The following is an 11,467-nucleotide window of genomic DNA, read 5'->3' on the forward strand; positions in this document are numbered from 1 at the left end:
AGGAGACCACGGACATGACCGAACTGCGCGGAGTGGGCATCGGACTCGGCGTCGCTCAGGGCCCGGTGGCCCGCATGGCAGAGCCGCTGCCGGCCCCGGAAGACGCCCCCAGCACCCTCACCCCCGACGAGGAGCTCGCGCGCGTACGTGAGGCCGTCGCCGCCGTAGCACGGGAGCTCGAGGAGCGCGGCTCGAAGGCGGGCGGCATGGCCCGGGAGGTGCTCGAGGCGCAGGCCATGATGGCCGAGGATCCGACGCTCGACGCCGAGGTGGCCGCACGCGTGAACGCCGGGAAGACCGGCGAGTTCGCCGTCTACGACGCCTTCGCGAGCTTCCGCGACCAGCTGGCCGCGATGGGCGGCTACCTCGGCGAGCGCGCCGCCGACCTCGACGACGTCGCCCAGCGGGTCATCGCGCGCCTCCGCGGCCTGCCGGCTCCGGGCGTGCCCGACCCGGGGCATCCGTTCGTGCTCGTCGCCAAAGACCTGGCCCCCGCCGACACCGCCCTGCTCGACCTCGACAAGGTGCTGGCTCTCGTCACGACCGACGGCGGACCCACCTCGCACACCGCGATCCTTGCCCGCGAGAAGTCGATCGACGCGGTTGTCGGTGCGGCGGGCGCGAAGGATCTCGTCGACGGCGAGACGGTCATCGTGGACGCCGCGAAGGGCGTCGTCACGACTTCGCCGACCGCCGATGAGCTCGAGCAGGCGCGGCACCGCGCCGACGCGCGCGCTGCCGCGGCATCCGCTCCCCTCACTCCGGGTGCCCTCAAGGATGGCACCCCCGTGCCACTGCTGGCCAACCTCAGCAAGCCCGACGGAGCCGCCGAGGCCATCGAGCTCGGCGCCGAAGGTGTGGGGCTGTTCCGCACCGAGTTCCTGTTCCTGTCGGCGACGCAGGCGCCGACCGTCGAAGACCAGACGAAGACGTACACCGAGCTGCTGGCGGCGTTCCCCGGCAAGAGGGTCGTCGTGCGGACGCTGGATGCCGGCGCCGACAAGCCCCTCGCGTTCCTCAACGACGCGCACGAGGACAACCCCGCCCTGGGCCTGCGCGGCCTGCGCGCGCTGCGCGCCAGCGAGGACATCCTGCGCGAGCAGCTGACCGCCCTCGCGAACGCGGATGCCGCAACCGAGGCCGACCTGTGGGTCATGGCTCCCATGGTCTCGACCGTCGAGGAGACACGGTACTTCGTCACCCTCGCGAAGGAGTACGGCATCAAGACTGCCGGTGTCATGGTCGAGGTGCCCTCGGCGGCACTGATGGCCGACCGCGTGCTCGCCGAGGCCGACTTCGCCTCGATCGGGACGAACGACCTCACGCAGTACACGATGGCCGCCGACCGCCTGCTGGGCTCGGTCGCCTCGTTCCAGGACCCGTGGCATCCCGCCGTGCTGCGCCTCATCAAGGCCACCGCCGACGGCGGCAAGGCCAACGGCAAACCGGTCGGCGTCTGCGGCGAGGCCGCGGCCGACCCGCTGCTGGCGGTCGCGCTGGTCGGCATGGGCGCGACGTCTCTCTCGATGGCGCCGACGGCTCTTGCCGACGTCCGCGCATCGCTTCTGCAGTACGACCTCGCCGACGCCCAGCGCATCGCCCAGGCCGCCCTTGCCGCCGATGGCGCGGCATCCGCCCGAGCCGCAGCGCAGGCCGCGGCCGAGAACGCCGCGTAGTCGCGCGGTCCGCCCGAAGGAGAACAGCACATGACGACGGCGTCAACACCCACCGCGGCCGGAGGCACGGCCCGAGTCGGGGTGCAGAAGTTCGGCACGTTCCTGTCCGGAATGATCATGCCGAACATCCCCGCGCTGATCGCGTGGGGCATCTTCACGGCCTTCTTCATCACGGTGGGGTGGACGCCGAACGCCGACCTCGCCACGATCGTCGGGCCGTTCATCCACTATCTGCTGCCCCTGCTGATCGCGTACACCGGCGGCTACATGGTGTACGACAAGCGCGGTGGCGTCGTCGCGGCGATCGCGACGATGGGTGCGATCGCGGGCTCCGACCTGCTCATCGCCCAGTTCAACGCGCAGGCACTGCAGGAGTGGGTCGACGCAGGCAACCCTGCCGACAAGTTCCAGGCGCTCGGCCAGATCCACATGTTCATCGGCGCGATGATCATGGCGCCTCTGGCCGCCTACACGATGAAGTGGCTCGACCGGCTATGGGAGGGGAAGATCAAGGCGGGCTTCGAGATGCTCGTCAACATGTTCTCGGCCGGCATCTGGGGCTTCATCATGGCGATCATCGGGTTCTACCCGATCGCCTGGATCGTCAACGGGATCATGAACATCCTCTCGACGGCGGTGAACTGGCTGGTCGACACGGGCCTGCTCCCGCTGACGAGCATCATCATCGAGCCGGCGAAGGTGTTCTTCCTCAATAACGCGATCAACCACGGTGTGCTGACCCCGCTGGGCACCCAGGAGGCGGCCGAGAGCGGCAAGTCCATCCTGTTCCTGCTCGAGGCGAACCCCGGTCCGGGTGTCGGTCTCCTCTTGGCGTTCACGTTCTTCGGAATCGGCGCAGCGCGCGCGTCGGCCCCGGGTGCCGCGGTCATCCAGTTCTTCGGCGGCATCCACGAGGTGTACTTCCCGTACGCGCTGATGAAGCCGGCACTGATCCTCGCCCTCATCGGCGGTGGCATGACGGGGGTGACGACGAACATGCTCCTCGGCGGTGCCCTCCGCGCCCCCGCGGCGCCGGGCAGCATCATCGCGGTCCTGTTGCAGACGGCCGACGGCAGCTACGTCGCGGTGATTCTGTCGGTGATCCTGTCGGCAGCCGTGACATTCGTCATCGCGGCGATCATCCTCCGCGCGACGCGCAAGCGCGACATCGCTGCCGAGGCGCTCGGTGACAACGAGTTCGTCGCGGCCGTGGCGGCCACCGAGGCCAACAAGGGGAAGTCCTCCGACGCACTGTCGGGGCTGCGGGCGGGCGCCGCCGCGGTCGGCGCCGACCAGGCGCCCGTCCAGGCCGATCTCGCGGCCGACACGATCGCCACGGGCAGCTCGGCGACAGCCAAGCAGGTGCGCAGCATCGTGTTCGCGTGCGACGCGGGCATGGGGTCGTCGGCGATGGGTGCGAGCGTGCTGCGCAACAAGATCAAGAAGGCCGGCTTCGACGATGTCTCGGTGACCAACAAGGCCATCGCGAACCTCGACGGCAGCGAAGACCTCGTGATCACACAGCAGCAGCTCACCGACCGCGCCCGCGCGCGCACACCCGAGGCGATGCACGTCTCGGTGGACAACTTCATGAACTCGCCGAAGTACGACGAGGTCGTGGCCATCGTCCGCAGTCAGCACCCCGCCCAGGGGTGACCGATACCGCGTGGCCGGGCGGACGTGGTGCCCCCGGCCACGCGGCTTCCCGCCACCCTCCCCGCCGATTCCCGGCCCCGAAGACAAGGAACCTCCCATGGCAGACAGCGTTCTCACCCCCGGTCAGATCCGCATCCATCCCGGCTCGGCGTCGAAGGATGACGCGATGCGCGAAGCCGCCGGCATCCTGCAGGATGCCGGGGCCGTCACCGACGCCTACTACGACGCCATGCTGCAGCGCGAAGAGACGGTGTCCACCTACATGGGCAACGAGCTCGCCATCCCGCACGGCACCAACGAGACGAAGGACGCGATCCTCGACTCCGCGCTCTCGATCGTGCGCTACGACGGCGGCGTCGACTGGGACGGCAACGACGTCTCGTTCGTCGTCGGCATCGCCGGGAAGGGGGACGAGCACCTCGAGATCCTCTCGCAGATCGCGCTGATCTTCTCCGAAGAGGACGAGGTCGCCCGTCTCAAGGCCGCCGCGACCCCCGAGGAGCTGTTCGCCCTGCTCTCTTCGGTGAACGGCTGAGACGCGCCATGAAAGCGGTCCAGTTCGGCGCCGGCAACATCGGCCGCGGATTCGTCGGTCTCCTCCTCCACGAGGGCGGGTACGAGCTCGTCTTCTCCGACGTGGCGGCGTCGCTCGTGGCATCCATCAACGACGTCTCCGAGTACACCGTGCACGAGGTCGGCGAGGGCGGAACCGACAAGGTCGTCACCGATTTCCGCGCGATCGACAGCTCGGCCGACGCGCAGGCCGTCATCGACGAGGTGGCCACCGCCGACGTCGTGACCACCGCGGTCGGCCCGACGGCGCTGCGGTTCGTGGCCCCGCACATCGTCGCGGGGTTGGCCCTGCGCGACCCGTCGCTGCCGCCGCTGCAGATCATGGCGTGCGAGAACGCGATCAACGCCACCGACCTGCTTCGCGAGGAGATGCAGTCCCAGGCCGGTAACGGGTGGGATGCCGTGTCGGCGCGCGCCGTCTTCGCGAACACGGCCGTCGACCGCATCGTGCCCGCCCAGCCGCCGGGCGAAGGCGTGGATGTCACGGTCGAGCCGTTCTACGAGTGGGCCATCGAGCGGCACCCGTTCGGCGACGATCCGCCGCACATCCCCGGCGCGCACTTCGTCGACGACCTCGCGCCGTACATCGAGCGGAAGCTGTTCACGGTCAACACCGGGCACGCGACGACGGCGTACTACGGCGCGCAGGCCGGGATCGAGAAGATCTCCGACGCCCTCGCCGATCCCGACATCGCCGCGAAGGTGTCGGCCACGCTCGAGGAGACCTCCGCGCTGCTCGAGGCGGTGCACGGGTTGGATGCCACGGAGCTCGCCGACTACCGCGCGACGATCCTGCGGCGGTTCGCGAACCCCGCCCTCCCCGACACCGTGGAGCGGGTCGGGCGGCAGCCACTGCGAAAGCTCTCCCGCAACGAGCGCTTCGTCTCCCCCGCCGCCTCCGCGGCGGAGCGGGGCCTGCCCACCACCGCGCTGGTCGCGGCGATGGGCGCGGCGCTCGCGTTCGACGTGCCGAGCGACGAGCAGTCGGTGGAGATGCAGCGGCGGCTCCGCGAGGAGGACGCCGCCGCGTTCACCACGTCGGTGACCGGGCTCGAGGCGGACCATCCGCTGTTCCCGGCCGTCGAAGCGGTCGTGCGGGCGCGGCAGGGCGAGCTCGGCTGATCGCGCGCGGCCGATCGCGCCGGCACGGACACCGGGCTCGTCTTCATCCCGGGCGCGAAGGTCGACCCGTGGGCGTACGCGGCGATCCTCTCCGGACTCGTCACCGATGACGGGATGACCGTCGTCATCACGAAACCGTGGCTGAACCTGGCCTTCTTCGACCTTCGACCGCTGTCGAGCTTCACCGATCTGGCGCTGGAGGTCGGCGCGTGGATGGTGGGCGGGCATTCCCTCGGCGGCGTGAAAGCGTGCCAACTGGCATCCGATGCCCGCGCGCTCGTGCTGTTCGCCTCATACTGCGCGAACGACCTCTCCGCCTCGGAGACGCCCGTGCTGAGCCTCTCGGGGTCGGAGGACGGCCTGTCGACGCCGCAGAAGATCGCCGACGCCCGGCACCGGCTGCCCGCCGACGCCGTCATGGTGGAGATCCCGGGCGCCTCGCACGCCTCGTTCGGCGACTACGGCCCGCAATCCGGCGACGGCACCCCGACCGCGACCGACGCGGAGGTCGAAGCCGTCGTGGTCGCCGAGGTCCGCGACCTCGCCGCCCACCTCCCCTGACCCGCCGGCCCACTCCCCCACGCCCTACCCTGCCCTCCTCCTGCCGTGGCCGACGGGCCCACCCCGTGCCCTGCCCGCACCCTCGCGTTCACAACGTCGGAGATTCGGCCGCCGACGGCCCGAATCGAGCTCCTCCGCTCGGGAGGGCACCGAATCTCCGACGTTGTGAACGGCCGCCGCCTCCTCCCCAACCGCCCATCCCCCGAAGTTGTCCGCAGATCGCGACCTCGCGCGCCCGCACGACGCGGCCGCGCGCGACCCTGTTCGTCATGTATCGGCCCCACAAGCCCGTTCCGGTCCTCCCGCCCGACACGCCCGCGCGGGTCCTCCGCCGCGACGACCTGCTCGCCGCGGGCGCGACCGGGCGCGCGATCAGCCGCGCGGTGCGCGAGGGCACCCTCCTCCGGCCGCGCCGCGGAGCGTACCTGCCGAGTGGATGCCACCCGCACGCGGTCGCCGCGGCCCGCCTCGGCGGCCGGCTCGACGGCACGACCCTGCTCGCCCGGTACGGCGTGTTCGTCTTCGACGGGTCGAACGTGCACGTGCGGGTGGATCCGCACGCGCGGGCGATCGGCTCCGATCGGGGCGGCGCCCTCGTGCACTGGGCGATGAGCGAGGCGGAGGAGAACGCCCTCGGAACGACGATCGTCGAGGCACTGGCTCATGCCGTGATGACGCAGCCTCCGCGGATGTCCATCGCGACCCTCGACAGCGCGTGGCAGCTGCGTCTCGTCGATGAGGTCGGCATCGCCGAGGTCTTCCGCCGCCTGCCGCGGCGCTTCCGACGCCTGCATCCGCTGCTCGATCGTCGCGCCGAGGCGGGCACCGAGACGCTGGTCAGACTGATGCTGCGTGCGCTCGGCACGAGGCCGGAGCTGCAGGCGGAGATCGCCGGCGTCGGGTTCGTCGACCTGCTCGTCGACGGATGGCTTATCGTCGAGTGCGACAGCGCCGCGCATCACAGCGACTGGCGCGCGCGGCTGCGCGATCTCCGGCGCGACGCGGATGCCCTGGCTCTCGGCTACACGACACTGCGCCTCGCCGCCGAGGACATCCTCTACCGCCCGGACTGGGTCATGGCCGTCCTCCGCGCGGCACTCGCCAACCGCGGCGCGCCGCTGCGCGGCCGCTCGTAGCGCCGCACCACACGGCATCTGAGCCGGGATGCCAGCCGACGCGCGTTCACAACGTCGGAGATTTCGTGTCAGAGGGCGTCAGACAGCCCCGATTCGGGGTCCGACCCTCTTCGCCAAGCTGGTCGTGAGTCATTCATGATCAGTGAGGGAGTTGGCGGGTATGTCGATCAGTCCGGGGTTCTCGACGGAGCAGATCCGTGAGTTCGTGCATCGGTACGAGATCCAGCCGTATGGACAAAAGGCGTTCTGGCTTGAGGAGCAGGGAGTCTCGTATGACCGGCTCCGGCGGTGGCGGTCGGCGGTGTTCGACGGTGATCTCGACCGTGGACTGATCCCGCGAGAAGGTGGAGTGGTGACCCCACCAGAGAAGCGCACCGGCATCGAGCGGCAACGCGCCCGTGAACGCGCCGCGCAGGAGGCGGAGGTCGCCCGGCTGACAGCCCGCGTGCGTGAACTCGAGCAGACTATCGAGACCCTGGGAAAAGCTATCGGGCTCTTGCATCAGATGAGCGAGCAAGAGCCCGCCGTGAACCAGCCGACGAACGATCCATCCGATTCCTCGACGCCGAGAACGACCTCGTCGGACAGTTGACAGCGGCCGTTGGGTCGCAGCGTCGCGCACTCGAGATCGCCGGCGTCGCGAGGTCGACATGGCACTACCGGACGCGTCCTCGGGAGCGCGTCGCGGATCCCGTCCCGCAGAAGGAGCGGGCATACCCGTCACGCATCAGCGAGACCGACCGCGCCGTCATCGCCGGCAGGATCACGGCGGGCTGGGCCGAAGGGCACGCGGTCGATCACTCGTTCGCGTCCGCGTGGGATGACGGGGTGATGCTCGCCTCACGCCGCTCGTGGTGGCGCATCGCGGCCGAGATCGAGGATCAGTCCGCCCGCCCCGTCGCCCCAACCCGGCGCAGCAACAGCGACCGGCCACCACGAGAAGCGCCTGTGCTGGAAGCGACCGGTCCGGGACAGGTCTGGAGCTGGGACATCACCGACCTGCGCACCCCGTGGCGCGGCGTCGCGTTCAAGGCGTACTCGATCATCGATATCTTCTCCCGCAAGCTCGTCGGCTGCCGCGTCGAGGAACGCGAAGTCGACGACCTCGCCGTCGAGATGTTCGAGGACGCGTTCGGTCGGCATGGGATACCCGACGCCGTCCACGCTGACTCCGGCCCTGCGATGCGCTCCGGAGCGCTCAAGGACTTCCTCAGTGAGCTCGGCGTCACGCAGACACACAACCGGCCCCGGGTGAGCAACGACAACCCGTTCTCCGAATCGGAGTTCCGGACAATGAAGTACCGGCCGAACTATCCCGGCACCTTCGCGACCATCGAACAGGCGCGCGCCTACGTCGAGTGGTACGTCCCCTGGTACAACCAGAACCACAAGCACTCCGGCATCGCCCTGTTCAGCCCGAACGAGGTCCACGACGGCACCTGGCACCACGCCTGGAACCGACGCGACGCGACCCAGCAGGCGTACTACGACAAGCATCCCGAGCGATTCCGTCGACCGCCCCACACGCCCGCACCCGCCGACATCGTCGGCATCAACCTCCCCAAGCCGACCGACGATGCCAAAGCCGAGCCCGAGCGACTCCACGCAGCTTGACACAGCCCGCGAGGACCAGATCTCCGACGTTGTGAACAGCGGGTGGGCGACAGCGAGTGCCGGACGCCGGGGTCCGGATGCCGGGGTCCGGATGCCGGACGCCGGACGCCGGACGCCGGACGCCGGATGCCGGCCGTTCATAACGTCGGAGTTTTCGCGTCAGAGGGCGTCGAACAGGCGGATTTCGGGGTCCGCGGACCGGATCTCCGACGTTGCGAACGGCGGGCCGGCGAGAGTGAGGGACGGATGCGCGTGAGTCGGGCGCGCGCGGCGCGCGGGTCAGGCGGAGAAGCCCTCGCCGATCAGCTCGATGAGCTCCTCGCGCTCTTCGACCGAGAGGAAGGCCCCCGCGGCGGCGTTCAGCTGGAACGCCTCGAGGTCTTCGAGACGGTAGTCGAACGTCTCGGCGAGCAGCGCCAGCTCCCGGGTGAGCGACGTGCGGCTCATCGTGCGGCTGTCGACGTTCACGGTGACCGCGAACCCCAGCTGGTAGAGCAGGTCGAACGGGTGGTCTTCGAGCCCGGTGCCCCAGCGCGAGATCGCGCCGGTCTGCAGGTTCGACGACGGCGACAGCTCGAGCGGGATCTCGCGGTCGCGCACCCAGCGGGCGAGGTCGCCGAAGGTGACGAGCACCTCGTCGCCCTTCTGCTGCACCACCTCGAGGTCTTCGGCGATGCGCACGCCGTGGCCGAGACGCAGCGCGCGCCCGTCGATGAGCGCCGATCGGATCGAGTCGAGCCCGGCCGCCTCGCCGGCGTGCACCGTCACGGGGAAGAAGTGCTCCGCGAGATAGTCGAACGCGGCCCGGTGGTTCGAGGCGGGAAAGCCGTCTTCGGGGCCGGCGATGTCGAAGCCCACCGCGCCGCGACCGCGGAAGTCGACGGCCAGCTCGGCGATCTCGAGCGACCGGTCGGTGTGACGCATCGCCGTGATCAGCTGGCCGACCCGGATGTCGCGGCCCGTGCCCGAAACCGCGTCCTCGCCCTCTTCGATGCCCTCCTGCACGGCTTCGACGGCCTCTTCGAGCGACAGCCCTCCGCCGAGGTGCTGCTCGGGAGCCCAGCGCACCTCGCCGTAGATCACGCCGTCGGCGGCGAGATCCTCGACGAACTCCCGCGCGACGCGGCGCAGACCCTCGGCGCTCTGCAAGACCGCGGTGGTGAGGTCGAACGTCTTCAGGTACTCCACGAGCGAGCCCGAGTCGCTTTGGTCCTCGAACCAGTCGGCCAGGTCGTCGGCGTCGCCCTCGGGCACGTCGAGGTCGATCTCGTCGGCGAGTTCGATGATCGTCTGCGGCCGCAGCGCCCCGTCGAGGTGGTCGTGCAGCGACACCTTCGGAAGCGATCGGATCGAGACGCCGTCCAGCTTCGCGTCGCCGTGCTGATCGATGGCCATGGGAGCTCCTTGAGGGGTGTGCGGCAGAGAGGTGAAGTCAGGTCAGGCGGTGATGCGTTCGAGAACGAGCGGCGTGGATGCCGGGGCATCCGCCCCGATCTCCCACGCGCCCTCGAGCGCGTCGAGGGCGCGGCCGAACCGGTTGTCATCACCGGCGAGCAAGGTGAACAACGGCTGACCGGCGCGCACCTCGTCGCCGGGCTTGGCGTGCAGGTCGATGCCCGCCGAGTGGATGACCGGGTCCTGCGCCCGCGCGCGGCCGGCGCCGAGGCGCCAGGCGGCCACGCCGAAGGGCAGCGCGTCGAGGCGCGTGAGCACACCCGAGGCGGGCGCGAGCACGGTGTGGGTCTCGCGCGGGGTCGGCAGGGGCGCGTCGGGGTCGCCGTCCTGCGCGCGGATCATCTCGCGCCAGGCATCCATCGCCTGCCCGTCGCGCAGCGCCTTCTCGACGTCGGCGTCCGGATGCCCCGCCAGGGCGAGCATCTCGCGGGCGAGGGCGACGGTCAGCTCGACGACGTCGGCGGGGCCGCCGCCGGCGAGCACCTCGACCGATTCGCGCACCTCGTTGGCGTTGCCGATCGTGAGCCCGAGCGGGGTGTTCATGTCGGTGAGGAGCGCCGTCGTCGCGACGCCCGAGTCGGTGCCGAGGGCGACCATCGTGCGGGCGAGCTCGCGCGCCATGTCGACGTCGCGCATGAACGCGCCGCCGCCGAACTTCACGTCGAGCACGAGCGCGTCGGTGCCTTCGGCGATCTTCTTCGACATGATGCTCGAGGCGATCAGGGGGATCGCCTCGACCGTGCCGGTGACATCGCGGAGGGCGTAGAGCCGCTTGTCGGCGGGGGCGAGCCCGGTGCCGGCGGCGCAGATGACCGCCCCGACGCCGCGCAGCTGCTCGAAGATCTCGTCGTTCGAGAGGGCGGCGCGCCAGCCGGGGATCGACTCGAGCTTGTCGAGCGTGCCACCGGTGTGGCCGAGGCCGCGGCCGGAGAGCTGCGGCACGGCAACGCCGAACGAGGCGACGAGCGGCGCGAGCGGCAGGGTGATCTTGTCGCCGACGCCTCCGGTGGAGTGCTTGTCAACGGTGGGCTTGCCGAGGCCGGCGAAGCTCATCCGCTCGCCCGAGGCGATCATCGCGTCGGTCATCACGCGGATCTCCTCGCGCGTCATGCCGTTGAGCAGCACCGCCATCGCGAACGCCGCCATCTGCGAGTCGGCGACGTACTCGCGCGTGTACGCGTCGACCATCCAGCGCAGCGCGTCCTCGGGCACGGCGCCCTTGTCGCGCTTGATGCGGATGACGTCGACCGCGTCGAAGGGCTCGATAGCCGCGCTCATCGGGCCGCCTCGAGGTCGCGGGGACCGAAGGCATCCGGCAGCACCTCGTCGATCGTGCGGATGCCCGACACGGTCTCGAGCAGCATCCCCGGCAGGGCGAACTCGTTCAGCAGCTGCCGGCACCGGCCGCACGGCATGATCGTCTCGCCCTGTCCGTTGACGCAGACGAAGGCGACGAGCTGGCCGCCGCCCGACATGTGCAGGTCGCCGACGAGGGCGCACTCGGCGCACAGCCCGACGCCGTACGACGCGTTCTCGACGTTGCAGCCGGCGACGATGCGGCCGTCGGCGACGAGCGCCGCCGCTCCCACGCGGTAGCGCGAGTACGGCGCGTATGCGCGCCCCATGGCATCCGTCGCCACGCGGCGCAGTTCGTCCCAGTCGATGTCGGTCATC

At 70.3% G+C, this 11,467-nt stretch carries 10 protein-coding genes and 1 pseudogene; 8 read left to right on the top strand and 3 right to left on the bottom strand.

Annotation, left to right across the window (positions count from 1 at the left end; genetic code table 11):
• Nucleotides 1-14: 14 nt before the first annotated feature.
• The 8 genes and pseudogenes from ptsP to FHX68_RS08450 all read left to right on the top strand — a co-directional run bounded on the left by ptsP (nt 15) and on the right by FHX68_RS08450 (nt 8,338).
• Nucleotides 15-1,676, top strand: a complete 1,662-nt coding sequence (gene ptsP / locus FHX68_RS08415) for a phosphoenolpyruvate--protein phosphotransferase (protein ID WP_141381432.1) — start codon at nt 15-17, stop codon at nt 1,674-1,676.
• Between the two features lie 30 nt (nt 1,677-1,706).
• A complete protein-coding gene (locus FHX68_RS08420; RefSeq protein ID WP_141381431.1) occupies nt 1,707-3,332 on the top strand; it encodes a PTS mannitol transporter subunit IIBC in 1,626 nt (541 codons plus the stop codon).
• A gap of 97 nt (nt 3,333-3,429) precedes the next feature.
• Complete coding sequence (locus FHX68_RS08425; protein ID WP_141381430.1) at nt 3,430-3,867, top strand: PTS mannitol transporter subunit IIA; 438 nt, start codon at nt 3,430-3,432, stop codon at nt 3,865-3,867.
• A gap of 8 nt (nt 3,868-3,875) precedes the next feature.
• On the top strand, nt 3,876-5,027 hold the full coding sequence (locus tag FHX68_RS08430; protein WP_141381429.1) for a mannitol-1-phosphate 5-dehydrogenase: 1,152 nt from the start codon (nt 3,876-3,878) through the stop codon (nt 5,025-5,027).
• 24 nt (nt 5,028-5,051) lie between these two features.
• A pseudogene (locus tag FHX68_RS08435) lies at nt 5,052-5,588 on the top strand (alpha/beta hydrolase); the annotation flags it as partial.
• Nucleotides 5,589-5,857: 269 nt separating this feature from the next.
• Nucleotides 5,858-6,724 carry a type IV toxin-antitoxin system AbiEi family antitoxin domain-containing protein gene (locus tag FHX68_RS08440; protein ID WP_141381427.1) on the top strand — a complete coding sequence of 289 codons (867 nt, stop codon included), beginning with the start codon at nt 5,858-5,860 and terminating at the stop codon, nt 6,722-6,724.
• Between the two features lie 160 nt (nt 6,725-6,884).
• Entirely contained in the window at nt 6,885-7,316 is a 432-nt protein-coding gene (locus FHX68_RS08445) for a hypothetical protein (RefSeq protein ID WP_141381664.1), read from the top strand.
• Nucleotides 7,313-8,338 carry a DDE-type integrase/transposase/recombinase gene (locus FHX68_RS08450; RefSeq protein WP_141920125.1) on the top strand — a complete coding sequence of 342 codons (1,026 nt, stop codon included), beginning with the start codon at nt 7,313-7,315 and terminating at the stop codon, nt 8,336-8,338. Before FHX68_RS08445 ends, FHX68_RS08450 begins: the two co-directional genes overlap by 4 nt.
• Nucleotides 8,339-8,617: 279 nt before the next feature.
• Here FHX68_RS08450 and FHX68_RS08455 read toward each other — a convergent pair whose 3' ends face one another.
• The 3 genes from FHX68_RS08455 to FHX68_RS08465 are packed head-to-tail and all read right to left on the bottom strand — an operon-like array spanning nt 8,618 to nt 11,466.
• Nucleotides 8,618-9,733 carry an adenosine deaminase gene (locus FHX68_RS08455; RefSeq protein WP_141378967.1) on the bottom strand — a complete coding sequence of 372 codons (1,116 nt, stop codon included), beginning with the start codon at nt 9,731-9,733 and terminating at the stop codon, nt 8,618-8,620.
• 42 nt (nt 9,734-9,775) lie between these two features.
• On the bottom strand, nt 9,776-11,071 hold the full coding sequence (locus tag FHX68_RS08460; RefSeq protein WP_141378965.1) for a thymidine phosphorylase: 1,296 nt from the start codon (nt 11,069-11,071) through the stop codon (nt 9,776-9,778).
• On the bottom strand, nt 11,068-11,466 hold the full coding sequence (locus FHX68_RS08465) for a cytidine deaminase (protein ID WP_141378963.1): 399 nt from the start codon (nt 11,464-11,466) through the stop codon (nt 11,068-11,070). The genes FHX68_RS08460 and FHX68_RS08465 overlap by 4 nt, the downstream gene beginning before the upstream one ends.
• Between the last annotated feature and the right edge of the window lies 1 nt (nt 11,467).

Source organism: Microbacterium lacticum, assembly GCF_006716815.1.
Classification (GTDB): Bacteria; Actinomycetota; Actinomycetes; order Actinomycetales; family Microbacteriaceae; genus Microbacterium; species Microbacterium lacticum.